Source organism: Mesorhizobium sp. C264A, assembly GCF_040324515.1.
In the GTDB taxonomy this organism is placed as follows: Bacteria; Pseudomonadota; Alphaproteobacteria; order Rhizobiales; family Rhizobiaceae; genus Mesorhizobium.
The window spans coordinates 2,800,485-2,816,727 of sequence record NZ_JAMYVY010000001.1; the positions used below are offsets into that span (position 1 = coordinate 2,800,485).

The following is a 16,243-nucleotide window of genomic DNA, read 5'->3' on the forward strand; positions in this document are numbered from 1 at the left end:
ACTCTTTGTTTTTGCGAGAACTCCGGACGGATCACCGCAACCCGCTCCTCGTGAACCTGCGCTAGAAATTGATCTCGACCGAAGCGGCACTTCGCTTTGCCGGCCCGTGAAACACCGCCTCGATGTTGTTGCCGTCGGGGTCGAGCAGGAAGGCGGCGTAGTAGCCGGAGTGGTAGGGCCGCTCACCCGGCGCGCCATTGTCGGCCCCGCCGGCATTGAGGCCGGCCCTGTAGAAGGCATCGACCATGGCGTTGTCGCTGGCCTGGAAGGCCAGATGATGGCGCCCGGTCAGTTGTCCTCTCGCCGCCCGGCTGTCGAGGCTTGAGATGAACAGTTCGTCGGCCCAGAAATAGTCCTCGGCCTCGCCGCCGATCGGAATGCCGAGCACCTTGAAGACGGCTTCATAGAAGCGCCGGCTCGCCTCGAGGTCCCTGACCACCAGTTGGACGTGGTCGATGAGGCGGCCGCGATGCAGTTCCATGAGCGATCTCTCCCGTCGCGAGACCACAAAGCTAGTGCCGCGGAGCGGCTCGTCAATTCGGCAGTCTATCTTGTCGGCGCGCTTGGCAGCCTTACACCCTGCTTTTGTCATATCCGGATGGACTTCCACGCAGACCGGATAAAAAATGCAACCGGATTGTCGGATTCGAAATCCCGCCAACGTCCTTCGGACGCAAGCGGCGCAACGGAGCTGGAGCGAGTGGCGCCGCATCGAAACCGATCTCGGGAGAAGAGCATGAACAATTCCTACCGTTGGGTGATCGTCGCGTGCGGCGCGCTGATGACCTGTGTGGCGCTCGGCGCGATGTTTTCGCTGGCGATCTTTCTCGAGCCGATGGCGCTCGACACCAACTGGTCGCGAACCGGCATTTCCAGCGCCATGACGCTGAATTTCTTGGTGATGGGTGCAGGCGGTTTCGCCTGGGGCGCCATCTATGACCGTGTCGGCGCCCGCCCGGTGGTTTTTGCCGGCGCGGTGCTGCTCGGCCTGTCGCTGGTGGTGGCGAGCCGAGCCCAATCGCTGCTGGTCTTCCAGCTGAGCTATGGCGTCATCGTCGGGCTGGCGGCCAGCGCCTTCTTCGCGCCGATGATCGCGCTGACCACCGCCTGGTTCGAGACCCATCGCAGCCTGGCCGTGTCGCTGGTCTCGGCCGGCATGGGCGTGGCGCCGATGACCATTTCGCCCTTCGCACGCTGGCTGATCACGGCCTATGACTGGCGTACCGCCATGTTCGACATCGGCATCATGGCCTGGGTGCTGTTGCTGCCGGCCGTCTTCCTGGTGCGCCAGCCGTCGGCGGCGGTCGCGGCAGCGGATGGCAGCGCGCCCGCGCCTGCCGCGGCCCCCGGCATGTCAGTCGGCCAGGCGCTGCGCTCGCCGCAATTCCTGGTGCTGGGCATGACCTTCTTCGCCTGTTGCGCGGCGCATTCGGGGCCGATCTTCCACATGGTGAGCTATGCCATGTCGTGCGGCGTGGCGCCGATGGCAGCCGTGTCGATCTACAGCGTCGAGGGCCTTGCCGGCCTTGGCGGGCGCGTGCTCTACGGCGTGCTCGGCGACAGGTTGGGCGCCAAGCCGGTGCTGATCGTGGGCCTCGCCATCCAGGCGGTGGTGATCGCCGCCTATCTCGCCGTCGGCAATCTCGAGCAGTTCTATCTCCTGGCGATCATCTTCGGCGCCACCTATGGCGGCGTCATGCCGCTCTATGCGGTTCTGGCGCGCGACTATTTCGGGCCACGCATCATCGGCACGATACTTGGCGCCGCGACCCTGTTGTCCAGCCTCGGCATGTCGTTCGGCCCGCTCGCCGGCGGCATGATCTTCGACGCCTATGCCAGCTATTCCTGGCTGTTCATCGGCTCGGCGCTGATCGGCCTCGGTGCTGCCGGCATCGCCATCGCCTTCCCGCCGCAGCCCGGCCGAGAGAGGCTGCAGGCGGCGTGAGCGAAATTTCCCCTCGAGGGGAAATACTCATCACCCTGTCGCCGTTCCCGAGCGCAGCTCTTCCCTGCCCTCGTCGTCGCGGCTGAGCCTGGCGTCCGAGATCAGCACCACCGGGCATTGGCAGCGCTGCAGCACGCCGGTGGTCGTCTCGCCAAAGAAGAGTTCCTCGCCAGGGCGCCGCGCCACGCCCATGACGATCAGCGCCGCCGTCCTGCCGGCCTGGCGGGCAATGGCATCGGCGGCGGCGGCCCGGCTGCGGATGGCCGTCTCGATCTCGACGCCATAGCGGTCGGCTAGCGCGACGGTATCCTTCAGCACCGCCTCCCTGTGGCGATGCGAGACAGTGTCGCGCGGTTCGTCGCGGCCTACGCGCGCGACATAAAGTATCTTGACCCGCGCACCCGTGACCGCTGCAATCGCCAGTGCCATTTCGGCACCCCGGCGGGCGATCGCGGTGCCGTTGACCGGAACCAGAATCTTCCCGCCTTCAGGTCCTAGCCTTGGCATTTGGCGGCCGGCGCCGGTCGCCTTCAGCACCAGGCATAGCGGACCCTCGAAGGCGCCGGCGATCTCGTTGATGCGGCGGGTAAACCCACCTTTCGAGGTGACCGCGCGGCCGAGCCCGATCAGCAGCAGCCCATAGCCTTTGCGCGCCTCCTTGGCAACCGTTTCGGCCGAAAGCTCGGCCTCGTGGCGCCGCGTGACAGGCGCCGCGCGGGCCAGCTTCTCGTCCGAACTCCTGGCGGCCTCGCGGCTGTCCTCGGCACCCTTTTCGATCGGCTCGAGCTTCGCATCCGTGCCGGGCTCGGCCTCCTCCCCCTCGCCTCGGGCATGCAGCACCGTCGTCGGCCTGCCGGCGCCCACGACTCCTGCGAGGTAAGCGGCAAAGCGGCCGACAACGCCCTCATCGGTCACCACCAGCAGTCGTTCCAGATTGGCGATGAAGCCGCGTTGGTCGATCTCCTCGCACTCCAGACGCTTCTTCTCGTTCTCGCCCATCGGCAAGCGGCCGAGTGCCCAACGCAAGGTCGGCGGCATGGCGAGCGTGGTGATGACGGCCATGGTCACGATCATGGTGAAAAGATTGTGCGACAGAACGCCGATCGACAGGCCAATAGAGGCGACGATGACTTCGGTCGAGCCGCGCGCGTTCATGCCGCAACCGACGGCGATGCCTTCCTTGCGGCTCATGCCGGCAAGCTCGGCGCCGATGAAGGCGCCGGCGAATTTGCCGAAGCTGGCGATCAGCACCAAAGCGGCCGTGAGTAGCGCAAGCTCGTGGTCGACAAGCACGGTGAGATCCGCCGAAAGGCCGGCGACGCCGAAGAAAACCGGCATGAACAGCGCCATGATGACGCCGCGCAATTGCCCTTCGATATGACGCGACAGGATCGGCGATTCCCCAACCAGTATGCCGGCGACGAAGGCGCCGAGCACGGTGTGGACGCCGATCAGATCGGTGATCAGCGCCATTGCGCCCATGATGGCGAGAATGACGGTGACGACGGCGTATTCGCTGCGGAACGTATCGTTGGTCCAGCGGATGGCGTCGAAGACGATGCGGCGGCCAATCGTGAAGGAAAACCCCATGAAGGCGGCGACGCCGACAATGGTGAAGGCAAGGCTGCCGAGCTCGATGCGCCCCTTGGTGGCGATGCCGATGGTGATGGCGATGATCACCCAGCCGATCGTGTCCTCGATGATGGCCGACGAGACGATGATCTGACCGAGATCGCGGCGCATGAAGTTCATCTCGCGCACCACCATGGCGACGATCTTGACCGAGGAGATCGACAGCGCCGTGCCGAGGAAGAGACCGGCGACAATGCGCTCGGTTCCGTCGGCCAGCAGCGAGGCCGGCATGAACTGCGCGGCGGTGAAGCCGAGCGCGAAAGGCACGGCGACGCCCGCGGCGGAGATGGAAAAGCACGCACGGCCGACCCTGCGCACCAGCCGCAGATCCGTCTCCATCCCGGTGAGCAACAGAAGCATCAACACGCCGAGCTGGGCGATGGCGCTGATCATGCTCTTTTGGGTGGCGTCGCCTGAAAAGATCACGCGTTCTGCTTCCGGCAATAGCCAGCCGAGCAGCGATGGCCCGAGCAGGATGCCGCCGATGAGCTGACCCATCACCGCCGGCTGGCCGAGCCGCTCCAGCAACTCGCCGATGCCGCGGCCGACGAGAAGCAGAAGGAGGATTTCGAGAACGAAAATGCCCTCGCTGGACATGCCGGTCTTTTCGGCTGCCAACGATGCGGCCGGCATGAATGCGAAAGCTGCCGCGGCAAGCGCGACCGACCGGCGCCGGTTGACCACGAAGGACATGCACCCCCTCATCGTGCCCGGTATAACGTTTTGAGGGCGAGATCGGTTGCACGCCACGCTCCCTTGGCGCGCCGCAGGTTCCTCCTTACCTGAATCGCATAACGGGCCTATCTGACTGCGGATAAACCGCCGAGACCCGGGCCGGCGACGGAACATTTTCAACCGATTGCGCGTTGCGCGGATGGGGATGACCGGCGTCGTTTCGGCCGGCCATGGCGTTGGGAGGCGCGTGGCAAGGGATGTCCCAGGTCAAGACCGTGAAAACCGACGAAGCGGCTGCAGCGCCGCGGGCCTCTGATGCGTTCGCGCTGAAGCTCACCTCATCGGAATTCGTGGCCACCATGTCGCATTTCCACCGCGCCGAAATAGCCCGCATGGCCGGCTGGCGCGACCGGCTGGACCGTACCAGCAACTGGGCGATTACTGTCGTCGCCGCCATGCTCTCAGTCTCACTCTCGACGCCCAGCGCCCATCACGGGGTGCTGCTCTTTGCCATGCTGCTGACCACCCTGCTGCTATGGATCGAGGCGCGGCGCTATCGTTTCTTCGACGTCTACCGGGCCAGGGTGCGCCAGTTCGAGCGCTATTATTTCGCGCAGATCTTCTCGCCGCAGCCCGACTACGCCTCCAACTGGCTGGCCATCGTCGGCGAAGGCCTGCGTTCGCCGCGCTTCCTGATCTCGCAACGCGCGGCGTTGGTGCGCCGGCTGCGCCGCAACTACATTTTCATGTACACGATCCTGATGCTGGCGTGGGTGCTGAAGATCACGACGCCCAGTCTGCAGCGCGAAGGGTCGCCGATAGGCTTGGGCGCGTCATTTCTCGACGCCGCGCGCGTGGCGCAGCTCGGCCCGGTTCCAGGCATCTATGTCGTGTGCATGGTCGGGCTGTTCTATGTCGGCCTACTCGCAGCCGCTTTCCTCATCTCACGCGACGAGGGCGAGCTTTCGCATGGCACCGTGCATGTCTGAGAGCGGCCTCGAAAAGCGCAATCTGCCGCGGTGATCTTCAGCAGACATTGTCGACCATCAGAGCGGTCGCTTCCGACCGGCTTGCGGCTTCCTCAACCGGAAGCCGTGCGCGATGGCGCTTGTAGGCGGTGAGCGCGATGACCAGCACGCAGCATACGGCGTTCAGCCAGTTGATCGCCGCCAGAGCGGGATCGTTCAGATTGATGTGGGCGTAGAGTCCCGTCGTGGCGTTGGCGCCTGTCCACAACAGCCAGGTCGCGTAGGAAATCGCCGACGCCCCGTGCCTGTCCCGGGCCACCCGCACGATCTGCGGCAGGTAGGACACCACCCGCAAGCCATTGAAAATAGTGAAAAGATAAAAAGACAGATCAGCAAGTGTCATCCGAAACCCCTGTCATGGCCGGACGTCCCATAGCGTTCCTTGCAGTGGCGGCATGTGAGCCCGTTCACATGCCGGTTTCGATTTTCCTGTTGCGGCCCGGCATCCGGACTCTTTCGCCATGGGGGCGTTCGCCGTGAGCCAGCCCGACGAGGTCGACATGAACCAGATCTTGTTTCGGCCGACGGCGCGGGAGTACTAAACAGATCTCGTGCTTGGGCAAAGTTCGGGTTGACCGCTGCCAAGCGCGCGGCGACTATCCCTGCAACGTGCAGGAGGACATGAGAATGGACGAACCCGATCGCTGGCGGCACATGGCGAGCGCCCCCAAGGACGGCAGCCGCATCCTGGTCACGGTCAGGCCATCGGAACAGGGGCCGGCCGAGGTCGACCTCGCTTACTGGTCGCGCGCCGACCAGTTCGGCACGGAGGGCTGGCGCTCTTCCGATTCGTCGCCAGGACGGGTGATCGAATACCCCGAACCGGAGTTGAAATGCTGGATGCCGCTGCCGACGGCCAATCTGAGCCGGGCTTCAATGCCAAGTCCGTGGCAAGGCGAAGACGTCCCGCTGCTCGACGGCTCCGGGATATGATCTCGGCGGGATGACCGTAGGAAATACGCTGCCGGCCCAATACTTGACGGCCTTACTTCGGCCGACGCACCGATCGCACCATGCCGCCGGGGCCGCTGCCGCAAAAGAAGCGGTCGCCGCCGTCGGATTCGAGCCCGGAAACGCCCACCCCCGCCGGCATGTCGAGCCGTTCCAGCACCTTGCCAGTTTGCGGATCGACGCGCCGGACATCGCTCTGGTCGCCTTCCCAGGTGCCGTGCCAGAGCTCGCCATCGACCCAGGTCACTCCGGTGACGAAGCGGTTTGAGTCGATGGTGCGCAGGATTTTCCCGGTCTCGGGATCGATCTGGTGGATCTTGCGCTCCCGGTTTTGCCCCACCCAGAGCGTGCCCTCGGCCCAGGTCATGCCGGAATCGCGGCCGCCGCCGGGCGCCGGGATGGTGGAGAGCACCTTGCCGGTATCCGGGTCGATCTTCTGGATGCGGTCCCCGGCGAGCTGAAACAGATGTCGGCCGTCATAGGCGGTGCCGGCATGGGCGGCGACATCGATCGAGCGCAGCGTCTCACCGCTTGCCGGATCGAAGGCGGTCAGCCGCTCGCCCGTCGCAAACCAGACATTCTGTCCGTCGAAGCTCACGCCGTGCACGGTGTCGACATCAGGAAAGGGCCCGTATTCGCGCAGGATTTCCGCTGCTGAATGTTTCATGTCCTGGTCCTCGATCATGGTCACCTTTCCTAGCCGTTCGGCAGCGGCGACGGGAGTAACAAGGTGGTCGTGAAACCAGCGACCGGCGGCGTCATCCAGCGCCGCGCCCGGCCGTGGCCGAAGGACTGCACTTTGCCGGTCTCGGCCAACTGCTCGAGCGCCCGCTGTACGCTGCGCTGTCCGGCGCCCAGCGCCAGCGCCAACGCCGAGCTGGCCCAGGATTCACCATCGGCCAGGAAGGCCAGCAGCGCGGCGTGCCGCTCCTCGATCGGCCGCGCCAGCACCGCCACGGAGCCTGCTTCGCGCGGCGCCAGCGCAAAGCCCTGGCTGGTCGCGCCGATGCCGGCCAGCGGGCGCAATTCGGCGCGCAGGCGGCCGATCTCGACCCGCAGCCTGGCGCGATGCGATTCATCGGCATGCCGGCCGCCAAAGGCGCGGGCAATCAGCGTCGCCCTCGGCACATCCGCCGGCCAGGCTTCGGCAAGCGCGCGCGCCAGCGCAAACAGCACCGGGCGCGTTGCCAGGGATATCGTTGTTTCCTGCTTGTGCACGATATAGCGGAACGTATCGACGACCAAGGCCGGCGACGCCTGCAGTGCCTCGACCTCCTTGAGCAGCAGCGGGCGCTCCTCGCCGCCTGCGATCAGCCGCGCCGCCGGCGTCTCCAGTGCCAGGAAGGCGCTGTCGACCTCCGCCATAAGACCCGGAATGCCGGCCCGGCGGGCGGCATAGCGCGCCCACTCAAGGGCTGCGCGCGCGGCCTTCGTCTTCAGGCGCCGCATGGCGATGCCGGCAACCGCGAGTTCATGCGCAGCGCGTGAGGCCGGCGGAAGCGGCGACGGATCGAGCCCAACCAGCACGTCTTCAGCCTCGTCGAGGCGGCCGATCAGAAGCAGGCGGCGCACCTTGAGATGCCCGGCATGCGCCGCGTTCAGCCGGTCGCCATGCTTTTCCAATGTCGACCGCGCCGCGTCGAGCGCCTTGGATGGCCAGCCGAGATCACGCGAAACAAGCGCGATCTCGGCTTCGGCGACAACGCATCTGGCGCGCGCCACCGCCTCCTTTGGACCGAAGGCACGGCCGGCCCTACGCAACAGTACTTTGGCGCGGTCGAGATCGCCGAGCTGCGCCATGGCAATGCCGCGCAACGCCAGCGCCGGGGCATCCTCGCGCAAGGCGACGCGGTCGAGTGCCGCCAGCGGGTTGCCCGCCGCCAGCGCCAGCCCTGCCGCGGTGATCAGCGAGTCCATGCAAATCCCGTCACATTTGTAACTCCCACCGCTCCCCTTACCGGCCCTAACTTAAGTCACCACCGCCAAGCAGCAAGCCGCGGACGGCGACCTAGCCATCTGGACTGGTTGAAGACGCCCAGGCCTGCGTTGACGGCAATATTCGCATTCGCTAGCCTGAGCATCTCAGACAGTCGCGTTAAGCTTCTCAATAAGGAAAAACCGACCATGCCTGCTTCCGAGGACCTCGAGCCCACCGTGCGGCCTCGCCACCCCTGCTGCGGTGGCCCGCCTGCAAATGCCGTCACATTTGTAACTCCGCCCTCGCCGCCTCGCGGCCCTAGCCTGCCTCACGATCAACAGGCAACGACAAGCCACAACGGCTCAACAATTGGCAAAGGAAACAAGCAATGACCAAGCACGTGGCAATGAAGACCCCACCGGTCGTTTCAAGGCAGGAATGGGAAGCCGAGCGCGAAAAGATGCTGGTGAAGGAAAAGGCAACGATGCGCGCCAGGGACGCGCTGTCGGCCGAGCGCCGGCGCATGCCATGGATGGAAGTAGACAAGGCCTATGTGTTTGAGGGTCCCAACGGCAAAGCGAGCCTGCTCAATTTGTTCGAGGGCCGGCGGCAGTTGATCGTCTACCGCGCCTTCTACGAACCCGGCGTCCACGGCTGGCCCGAACATGCCTGCCGCGGCTGTTCGCTCGGCGCCGACCAGGTCGGCCATCTCGCCCATCTGAACGCCCGCAACACCACGCTTGCCTATGCCTCCCGCGCGCCGCAGGCCGACATTGCCAGCTTGAAGCAGCGGATGGGTTGGGAGATCCCCTGGTACACAATCACCGACAGTTTCGACAAGGATTTCGGCGTCGACGAATGGCACGGCCACAACGTGTTCATCCAGGACGGCAAGAAAGTGTATCGCACCTACTTCATCAACAACCGCGGCGACGAGCAGATGGGCACGGTCTGGAGCTACCTCGACGCAACGCCGCTCGGCCGCCAGGAAATCTGGGAGGATTCGCCCGAAGGCTATCCGCAGACCGAGCTCTACAGCTGGTGGAACTGGCACGACAATTACGACGCCGCACCCGACAAGACGTGGGAGGAAGTGTCGGCGGCCGGCGAAGCCGCGTTCCGCAACAAGGACGGCAAGTAAGGACCTGGAGCGGCGCCCATCCAGCTTGGTTTCCTGTCCCTCACGGGACAGGAAACCCGGGCATTGATCATCAAGGGATTACGACCATGAGCGATATCGGCACAGGCACCGGCAGTGAGGTCACTCAACGCTCCGATGCAGTTTCTCTCCGCACCGCCGAGTGGCTGTGCCTCGCCGCGGCCCCTGTTTTCGCCGTGATGGCGCTGCTCACCTGCATTCACGCTGGCGACGGCGTCATGTCGTGCCTGGGGGCCGATGCCTCCCCGCTCACCGGCATGCCGGTGATGTATCTCTTGATGAGCGCCGTCCATCTGGCGCCCTGGCTGCGCGTGATTTCCGGCCGGCCGGTCCGGCGATAGGCTGGACCGCCGCCGCCATTCTACCGCTCTTTACGTCGGAGAGAGACAATGAAGCTGGTCAGGCTGAGAGCGCCGGGCGGGTTGGACAAGCTCGACCTGGTCGAGGAGGATCAGCCCCGGCCTGGGCCGGGCGAAATGCTGGTCAGGATTCGCGCCTGCGCGCTGAACATGCGCGACGATTTCGCCGTACAAGGCAAGGTGCCGCTCGCTGACGGCCGCGTGCCGCTGTCGGATGGTGCCGGCGAGGTGATCGCCATCGGCGATGGCGTCGACACGTTCAAGCCAGGCGACAGCGTCGTCAGTGTTTTCTACCCCTGGTGGCTGGCCGGCGACATGAGATCCGATACAAGCCGCGACATTCCCGGAGACAGTTTCGACGGCTTCGCCAGCGAGTATGTGTGCATGCCGGCGCAGGCCTTCACCAGGGCGCCGGCGGGCTATACGCATCTCGAGGCGGCAACGCTGACCTGCACGGGCGTCACGGCCTGGCGCGGCCTGGTAACATGCGGCAAGGTAAAGCCCGGCGACACCGTGCTGATCCTTGGCACCGGCAGCGTGTCATTGTTTGCGCTGCAATTTGCCAAGGCCGCCGGCGCAAGGGTCATCGCCACGTCGTCCGATGAAGAGAAGCTGGAGAAGCTCAGACGGCTCGGGGCCGACAGCGTCATCAACTACAAGGCGGTGCCGGAGTGGGGCGGCAAGGCCAGGGAACTGACGGACGGACGCGGCGTCGACCATGTGATCGAGGTCGGTGGACCGGCGACGCTGGCGCAGTCGATAGCGGCCTGCCGGACAGGTGGGCATATCGCACTCATCGGCGTCCTGACCGGCTTTGCAGCAGAAGTGTCAGTCCCGGCGCTGTTTTCAAACCAGATCCGCATCAGCGGGATTTCCATCGGCAGCAAAGCCGACCAGCAGGACATGATCCGTGCCATAGAGGTCAACCGCCTGAAGCCCGTCATCGACAGCAGCTTTCCACTGCAGGACATCGCCGCCGCCTTCAGGCATTACGAAGCGCAAAGGCATTTCGGCAAGATCTGCCTCGAGCTTTAGACCCTGCGATCGGCATTCCTACCCAGCGGCCGGCGCGAGCGTGCCGCTTGCCATCAGGCCCCACAGCTGATCGGCCGTCAGCTGTCTGGCCGAGCCGTCGTAGGCCACCCGGCCGAGGCTGAGCACCACGATCCTGTCGGCCAGCGCCCTGACCGTCGACAGGTCGTGCGTGACCAGGATGACGCCGGTGCCGCTGACGGCGATCGAACGGATCAGTTTGACGACCTGCGCGGTCTGCTTGACGCCAAGCGCGGCGGTGGGCTCGTCGAGGCAAATCAGCTTGACGTGATCGGCAAGCGCGCGGGCAATGGCGATGGACTGCCGCTGGCCGCCCGACAGCGAGCGCACCAGAACGTTTTCGTCGCGAAGCGTGACGCCCAGCGCGGCAAGCCGGGCACGACACTGCTCGGCGGCCTTTCGGTCGTCGCGAACCGGGAAGACACCGAGCCAACGCCGCGTTTCCTCACGCCCGAGGATCATGTTGTGGGCGACGCTGAGGTTTGGGCAGAGCGCCAAATCCTGGTAGACCGTCTCCAGGCCGGCGCCGCGTGCATCCTGCGGGCTCCTGAAGGAAATCGGCTGGTCCTCGAGGGTCATCGCGCCGGCATCGGGCTGGATGGCGCCCGAAATAATCTTCACCAGCGTCGACTTGCCGGCGCCATTGTCGCCGAGCAGACAGACGATCTCGCCTTTGCCGACCGTGAAGCTCGCCTCTTCCACGGCCGTCAGCGCGCCGTAGGATTTGCGGGCGCCGGCAATCGAGAATGCCGGACCTTGCGGGGCTTCTGCATTGCCCGCCGTCACGGCAGGGCCGGCCGAGGCGACGGCACCATTGTCCGCCACCGTGAAGTTGGTCGCGGCCGCCCGAGCGCGCCGGCCGCGAAAACCGATCGCAGCCTGGTCGGCCACCAACGCCAGCAACAGCATGCTTCCCACCGAAATGGATTGCCACCATGATTGCAGGCCGACGAAGATCAGTCCTGCATTGAGGATGCCGATGGTGGCAACGCCGATGGCGATGCCGAGCGGCCGGCCGGAGCCGCCGGAAAAAGCGACGCCGCCAAGGATCGCGGCGGTGAGCACGTCGAGCTCGAAGCGAACGCCGATGGTCGGCGTGATGCTGCCGAGGCGGCCGGCGATCAGCACCGATACCAGACCGATCAGCAAGCCATTGGCGGCGTAGAGGCCGACCACCGTGCGCCCCACCGGAATGCCGCAGAGTTCGGCCGCGCGCGGGTCGCCGCCTATGGCGTAGAGCCTCAAGCCGGTGACCGTGCTGGTCAAGACAAAGGCTCCGATGACAAAGACAGATGCGGCGATGATCACGGTGTACTGGATGCCGAAGATCTTGCCCCGCCCCAATTCGAGCAGAGCCTCGGGAAAACCATAGACCGCGGTGCTGGAGACGACGAAGGCAAGGCCGCCATAGAGCGCCAGCATCGCCAGCGTGACGATCAACGGCGAGATGCTCAGCCTGCGCACCAGCAGACCGTTGAGCAGACCGAGCAAGAGGCCGAGACCCAGGCCGACGCAGATCGCCAACAGCGCGCTCTGCGTCGCCACTGCAACCTTGGCGGTGATGATGCCGATCAAGGCGACCATGCTGCCGATGGAGAGGTCGACATAGCCGGCGATCAGCAGCGCGGAGGTGCCGAGCACGGCGATCAGGATCGAGGTCGAGTTGACGCCGATGACGACGAAATTGTCGAGGCTGAAGAACGATTTGTTCAACAGCGAGAAGGCGACGATCAAGCCCAGCGCGACCAGCGCCAGCCCGATGCGGCCAGACGCTTCGCCCGGTGCCTTGACGCCCGGCAGCAAGGATGAAAACCGGCCCGTTTGCAGCGGTGTCGTCCCCGTTCGAAGGCTGTCTGTGCTCATGCTTGCCTCTGCTGAAGCGGGCGGTTTCAGGTCAGGCTGAACCCGCCCGTATCGCGGGAAAAACGGGCGCTACTTTGCCTCGGACGACCAGGGGAAATTCACATACTGGTCGCGCGTATCGTAGCAGATGTTGCCGTACATCCTGAGATAGATGTCGCGGCGCTTCGGGTCCTTGTAGACCGCGGCCGGATCGGCCACGTCGGCCTCGTACTGGGCCATGTAGTCGCTGGTCAGCGCCACCGGGAGGATATCCATCGCCTGCGGGATGCTCTTGCCCTCCAGCCAGTCGGCGGCGTGCTGGCCCATGGCATAAGCGAAGACCGGCGACGCCAGGCTGATGCTTGCCTTGTAGGGACCGCCGCCTTTCTTGATCGCGGCGACTGCCTCCGGTTCGCCGTCGATGCCGCCAAGGAACTGGTCCGGCCGCGCCTTGCCCGCCGCTTCCAGGGCAGCCAGCGCGCCGAGCACGACCGTGTCGGCGCCGAGCACGACATCGACGTCGGGATGGGCCTGGAGAATGGTGCTCATCGTGGCAAAGCCGCCTTCCTTGTTGACGGGATTGGGTGAGATGTCGGCGACGATGGTGACGCCTGGCATAGCCTTGAAGATGTCGCGCATGGCGGCAAAGCGCGGCGCCAGGAATTCCATGCTGTCATGCGACAGGATGACGACATTGGCCTTGCCACCGAGCTTGTCCTTTATGTAGGCCGCGGCCGCTTCGGCCAGCACCTTGCCGGTCTCATATTGCGGCGCGTTGAGCAGCGACGTCGCCGGCGGCGGCACGATGGTGCCGACATAGGCGCCCGACCAGATAAGCTCCTGCAGGCTGCGGCTCATGGAGGCCGGGTCCACGGGCGCCGCCACCAGACCGCCGATCTTGGAGGCGAGAAACAATTGCACCTGCTCGACGCCCTTGGCGGCGTCATTGTTGGCAAGCGCGCGCCGGTATTCCAGGCCGCGATCCTTGGCGGCGGCGGCCAGGCCGCGGTCGACGCCCTGCATGAATTCACGCTCGTTATCCTGCGCGAAGGCCAGCACCTTGTTCAGGCCGGGCGGTGGGCTGCAGGCCGGCGCCTTCGGATCGAACGGCGCAAATACCGCCGGCTTGGTGAGCCCGGCCGGGCCGTCCTGCGCGCTTGCCAGAATGGTACCGCCCGCGAGCACACCGGCAACGCCGAGCAGCGTCGCCAGCATCATATTCCTGTCAGATCGCATTTTACTTCCTCCCTGTCGTTGTTTGTTGCCGCGCTTCGCAAGCCTCGCGGTCGCTACTCTTCCCAGTCTCCCCAGATACCCACCTTCCCGCTTGCAAGTCAAAAGTTTTTCCAGTGGAATTAATTAATCAGAGATAGTCGGGTGACTCGCCCACGCGATCACGCCTTGGCGATCAGCGACTGGACGGCTTTGGCCAATTCCGTGCCGAGCACGCGATGCGCGTCGCTGTCGAGGTGAATGCCGTCTACCGCGCTCGATTCGACGACGTCGCCGGCGTTGAAGAAGGCGGCGCCGGCGCGCCGGGCCGCATCGCGGAACAGGCCGGCAAAGTGCATCGACTTTGAAGCGCCGCCCAGGAACATCTGGCCGAACCAGTCGACCTCCAGCATCGGCGGCGGCGCAACAATCAGGACCGCGGGCGCCACGCCTGCGGGGCCAGCTTCGCTGCGCAGCACAATTCTGGCCAAGATCTCAATAGAATCAGCGACATCATTCGGCGTTACCGAGAACCTGTGCTTGAGATCGTTGGTGCCGAGCATAAGGACAACGAGGTCGAGCGGCATATGCGTTTCCAGGCACACCGGGAGCGATTTGAGCCCGTTCTTGTGGAGACCTTCGATCGGATCGTCGTGCACGGTGGTGCGCCCGCCCTGCCCTTCTTCGATCACATCCCATCCGCTGCCGAGCTGGCGGCGCATGATGCCCGGCCAGCGCCGGTCGGGCGTGAAGCGGTGCCGTCCGACCCGGGCCAGGGTGGGAATGGCGCCATAGGTATTGGAATCGCCAAAGCACATGATGGTCCGGGTCTGCGTCACGGCATTGTTCCTCCAGGCCTGCATACTTTGAACGACAGCAGGCCGGCCGGCGTCAACTACATTTTTCCATCGGGTGGATTTAAGTGTTGCCTTGCCATGCCCGCATTGCTACGTCAGCGCTTTGATCGGCTCGCCTTGCGGCCAAACTCCTTGCGCAGGGGAAAGCGTGACCGGAACCAGCTTCTTCAGTCTCGAAAAGATCGCCGAGGGCCGCAGCGGCGGAACCACGCAGGCCGAGAGCCGCATCTACAACGAACGCCTGATCGTCTCGCTCATCCGCCGGCACGGGCAGCTGGCCAAGACCGATTTGACGCGGCTGACGGGGCTGGCCGCGCAAACCATTACCACCATCGTCAACCGCGCCGCCGACAACAAGCTGCTGCTGCGCCTGGAGCCTCTGCGCGGACGGCTGGGGCAACCCTCGGTTCCCTATGCGTTGAACCCGAAAGCCGCCTATGCCTTCGGCCTCAAGGTCGACCATCGCAGCGCCGATGTCGCCCTGGTCAATTTCGTCGGCGACGTGATCGCGTTCGAACGCACGCTGTTCGACTATCCGACGCCCGTCGAGGTGATGAAATTCGCCAAGGGCGCCATCGCGCGCATGTGCCGCAAGCACAAATCGATAGAAAAAGACCGCATCGCCGGTCTTGGCATCGCCTCGCCATTCCATCAGTGGAACCTGAGCGAAGAGGGCGCGGTGCCGGCGAGCAGGCTGGATGCCTGGAAGGAAATCGACATTCGCGCCGAACTGGACCGGGCGTTCGACTGGCCGGTGTTCCTCTACAACGACGCCACGGTGTCGGCCGCGGCCGAACTGATGTTTGGCGCCGGCGGATCGCGCGCCGACTTTCTCTATGCCTATGTCGGGCACTTCATCGGCGGCGGCCTGGTGCTCGATCATCACTTGTTCCCCGGCCGCAACAAGCTGGCCGGAGCGCTGGGCGACATGCCGGTGCCCGCGCCGGGGCGCAAGGGCGACCGGATGACCCCGTTGCTGCGCGTCGCTTCGCTGCATTCGCTGGCCGGCAAGCTCAACGACCAGGACAATGGGGACGAGGGCGCCGGCCGCATCTGGTCGTCGCCCGACGACTGGGGCGACCTTGGAGAGCCGCTCACCGCGTGGATCGATGAGGTTTCGGACGGGCTTGCCTATGCCGCCCGCAGTGCCGTTGCCTTGCTCGACATCGACAATGTGGTGATCGATGGCGCCATACCGAATGGCGTGCGCAAGGAGATCGCCAAGGCCATGCGCAGAAAGCTGGCACGGATCCTTGTCGATCGCCCCGAGCCGTTCTCCGTCATCGAGGGGACGTTTGGCCATCTCGGCCCCGTCATCGGCGGCGCCAGCATTCCGCTGCTGGTGAAATATTCGAACGACAAGGAATTGCTCTTCAAGGAATAGGCGCGCAGCCGCCGGCACCAGGCATTCCCCCAAAACAGCGAACTGTGAGACTTGTCACATACCTGCTCGTGAAGCGCGTGCTACTTGCACCCTGCGGTCGGTCGACGCCGAAAGAAATCGCCTGCCATGGTCTGGCGGTGACGGGCCTTTCACTTTATGCTGTGGCAGGTTGCATACTCTCAACGGACCTTGATGCCGCAAGCGGTGTTCTCGTCGGCGTCAGGCCGC

General features: G+C 65.0%; 15 protein-coding genes. 7 read left to right on the plus strand and 8 right to left on the minus strand.

All coding sequences use genetic code 11. From position 1 onward, the window contains the following. Nucleotides 1-61: 61 nt before the first annotated feature. A complete protein-coding gene (locus NKL04_RS13795; protein ID WP_023703097.1) occupies nucleotides 62-481 on the minus strand; it encodes a VOC family protein in 420 nt (139 codons plus the stop codon). A 255-nt stretch (nucleotides 482-736) separates the two neighbouring features. On the opposite strand from NKL04_RS13795, the gene NKL04_RS13800 reads away from it, so the two are divergent. Continuing rightward, nucleotides 737-1,945: an MFS transporter gene (locus NKL04_RS13800; RefSeq protein ID WP_023693802.1), complete on the plus strand. Its 1,209-nt coding sequence runs from the start codon at nucleotides 737-739 to the stop codon at nucleotides 1,943-1,945. 30 nt (nucleotides 1,946-1,975) lie between these two features. Here the strand turns inward: NKL04_RS13800 and NKL04_RS13805 are convergent, their stop codons facing one another. Further along, nucleotides 1,976-4,270 carry a cation:proton antiporter domain-containing protein gene (locus NKL04_RS13805; RefSeq protein WP_023703101.1) on the minus strand — a complete coding sequence of 765 codons (2,295 nt, stop codon included), beginning with the start codon at nucleotides 4,268-4,270 and terminating at the stop codon, nucleotides 1,976-1,978. Nucleotides 4,271-4,509: 239 nt separating this feature from the next. Between NKL04_RS13805 and NKL04_RS13810 the strand changes: the two genes are divergently transcribed. Next, nucleotides 4,510-5,241: a DUF2270 domain-containing protein gene (locus NKL04_RS13810; RefSeq protein WP_023703102.1), complete on the plus strand. Its 732-nt coding sequence runs from the start codon at nucleotides 4,510-4,512 to the stop codon at nucleotides 5,239-5,241. A 37-nt stretch (nucleotides 5,242-5,278) separates the two neighbouring features. Here NKL04_RS13810 and NKL04_RS13815 read toward each other — a convergent pair whose 3' ends face one another. Beyond that, nucleotides 5,279-5,623, minus strand: a complete 345-nt coding sequence (locus NKL04_RS13815) for a PQ-loop domain-containing transporter (protein ID WP_023673886.1) — start codon at nucleotides 5,621-5,623, stop codon at nucleotides 5,279-5,281. 284 nt (nucleotides 5,624-5,907) lie between these two features. Between NKL04_RS13815 and NKL04_RS13820 the strand changes: the two genes are divergently transcribed. Continuing rightward, the gene (locus NKL04_RS13820; protein ID WP_023689804.1) at nucleotides 5,908-6,213 is read left to right on the plus strand and encodes a hypothetical protein; all 306 of its coding nucleotides are present in this window, start codon (nucleotides 5,908-5,910) and stop codon (nucleotides 6,211-6,213) included. Between the two features lie 52 nt (nucleotides 6,214-6,265). Here NKL04_RS13820 and NKL04_RS13825 read toward each other — a convergent pair whose 3' ends face one another. Continuing rightward, nucleotides 6,266-6,898, minus strand: a complete 633-nt coding sequence (locus tag NKL04_RS13825; RefSeq protein ID WP_023730380.1) for a Vgb family protein — start codon at nucleotides 6,896-6,898, stop codon at nucleotides 6,266-6,268. A 29-nt stretch (nucleotides 6,899-6,927) separates the two neighbouring features. Beyond that, nucleotides 6,928-8,148 carry a helix-turn-helix domain-containing protein gene (locus NKL04_RS13830; protein WP_352723781.1) on the minus strand — a complete coding sequence of 407 codons (1,221 nt, stop codon included), beginning with the start codon at nucleotides 8,146-8,148 and terminating at the stop codon, nucleotides 6,928-6,930. Nucleotides 8,149-8,537: 389 nt separating this feature from the next. Here NKL04_RS13830 and NKL04_RS13835 point away from each other — a divergent pair, with 389 nt between their 5' ends. The 3 genes from NKL04_RS13835 to NKL04_RS13845 all read left to right on the plus strand — a co-directional run bounded on the left by NKL04_RS13835 (nucleotide 8,538) and on the right by NKL04_RS13845 (nucleotide 10,702). Next, complete coding sequence (locus NKL04_RS13835) at nucleotides 8,538-9,290, plus strand: DUF899 domain-containing protein (protein WP_023703056.1); 753 nt, start codon at nucleotides 8,538-8,540, stop codon at nucleotides 9,288-9,290. 86 nt (nucleotides 9,291-9,376) lie between these two features. Further along, on the plus strand, nucleotides 9,377-9,649 hold the full coding sequence (locus NKL04_RS13840; RefSeq protein ID WP_023703057.1) for a hypothetical protein: 273 nt from the start codon (nucleotides 9,377-9,379) through the stop codon (nucleotides 9,647-9,649). Nucleotides 9,650-9,697: 48 nt separating this feature from the next. Then, nucleotides 9,698-10,702 (plus strand): zinc-dependent alcohol dehydrogenase family protein, encoded by a 1,005-nt coding sequence (locus NKL04_RS13845; RefSeq protein WP_023703058.1) that lies wholly within the window; start codon nucleotides 9,698-9,700, stop codon nucleotides 10,700-10,702. 18 nt (nucleotides 10,703-10,720) lie between these two features. Here NKL04_RS13845 and NKL04_RS13850 read toward each other — a convergent pair whose 3' ends face one another. The 3 genes from NKL04_RS13850 to NKL04_RS13860 all read right to left on the minus strand — a co-directional run bounded on the left by NKL04_RS13850 (nucleotide 10,721) and on the right by NKL04_RS13860 (nucleotide 14,592). Beyond that, nucleotides 10,721-12,583 (minus strand): ATP-binding cassette domain-containing protein, encoded by a 1,863-nt coding sequence (locus NKL04_RS13850; protein ID WP_084568634.1) that lies wholly within the window; start codon nucleotides 12,581-12,583, stop codon nucleotides 10,721-10,723. A 69-nt stretch (nucleotides 12,584-12,652) separates the two neighbouring features. After that, entirely contained in the window at nucleotides 12,653-13,798 is a 1,146-nt protein-coding gene (locus tag NKL04_RS13855; protein WP_032923983.1) for a sugar ABC transporter substrate-binding protein, read from the minus strand. A gap of 158 nt (nucleotides 13,799-13,956) precedes the next feature. Next, entirely contained in the window at nucleotides 13,957-14,592 is a 636-nt protein-coding gene (locus tag NKL04_RS13860; protein ID WP_031199628.1) for an SGNH/GDSL hydrolase family protein, read from the minus strand. A 187-nt stretch (nucleotides 14,593-14,779) separates the two neighbouring features. On the opposite strand from NKL04_RS13860, the gene NKL04_RS13865 reads away from it, so the two are divergent. After that, nucleotides 14,780-16,015, plus strand: a complete 1,236-nt coding sequence (locus NKL04_RS13865; protein WP_023703062.1) for an ROK family protein — start codon at nucleotides 14,780-14,782, stop codon at nucleotides 16,013-16,015. Nucleotides 16,016-16,243 lie beyond the last annotated feature (228 nt).

What these genes read in the sequence shown, in the direction of transcription:
- NKL04_RS13840 (WP_023703057.1), top strand. Translation starts at nt 9,377, where the DNA reads ATGAGCGATATCGGCACAGGCACCGGCAGTGAGGTCACTCAACGCTCC.
- NKL04_RS13845 (WP_023703058.1), top strand. Translation starts at nt 9,698, where the DNA reads ATGAAGCTGGTCAGGCTGAGAGCGCCGGGCGGGTTGGACAAGCTCGAC.
- NKL04_RS13795 (WP_023703097.1), bottom strand. Translation starts at nt 481, where the DNA reads ATGGAACTGCATCGCGGCCGCCTCATCGACCACGTCCAACTGGTGGTC.
- NKL04_RS13835 (WP_023703056.1), top strand. Translation starts at nt 8,538, where the DNA reads ATGACCAAGCACGTGGCAATGAAGACCCCACCGGTCGTTTCAAGGCAG.
- NKL04_RS13830 (WP_352723781.1), bottom strand. Translation starts at nt 8,148, where the DNA reads ATGGACTCGCTGATCACCGCGGCAGGGCTGGCGCTGGCGGCGGGCAAC.
- NKL04_RS13825 (WP_023730380.1), bottom strand. Translation starts at nt 6,898, where the DNA reads ATGAAACATTCAGCAGCGGAAATCCTGCGCGAATACGGGCCCTTTCCT.
- NKL04_RS13800 (WP_023693802.1), top strand. Translation starts at nt 737, where the DNA reads ATGAACAATTCCTACCGTTGGGTGATCGTCGCGTGCGGCGCGCTGATG.
- NKL04_RS13820 (WP_023689804.1), top strand. Translation starts at nt 5,908, where the DNA reads ATGGACGAACCCGATCGCTGGCGGCACATGGCGAGCGCCCCCAAGGAC.
- NKL04_RS13805 (WP_023703101.1), bottom strand. Translation starts at nt 4,270, where the DNA reads ATGTCCTTCGTGGTCAACCGGCGCCGGTCGGTCGCGCTTGCCGCGGCA.
- NKL04_RS13850 (WP_084568634.1), bottom strand. Translation starts at nt 12,583, where the DNA reads ATGAGCACAGACAGCCTTCGAACGGGGACGACACCGCTGCAAACGGGC.
- NKL04_RS13810 (WP_023703102.1), top strand. Translation starts at nt 4,510, where the DNA reads ATGTCCCAGGTCAAGACCGTGAAAACCGACGAAGCGGCTGCAGCGCCG.
- NKL04_RS13815 (WP_023673886.1), bottom strand. Translation starts at nt 5,623, where the DNA reads ATGACACTTGCTGATCTGTCTTTTTATCTTTTCACTATTTTCAATGGC.
- NKL04_RS13855 (WP_032923983.1), bottom strand. Translation starts at nt 13,798, where the DNA reads ATGCGATCTGACAGGAATATGATGCTGGCGACGCTGCTCGGCGTTGCC.
- NKL04_RS13860 (WP_031199628.1), bottom strand. Translation starts at nt 14,592, where the DNA reads ATGTGCTTTGGCGATTCCAATACCTATGGCGCCATTCCCACCCTGGCC.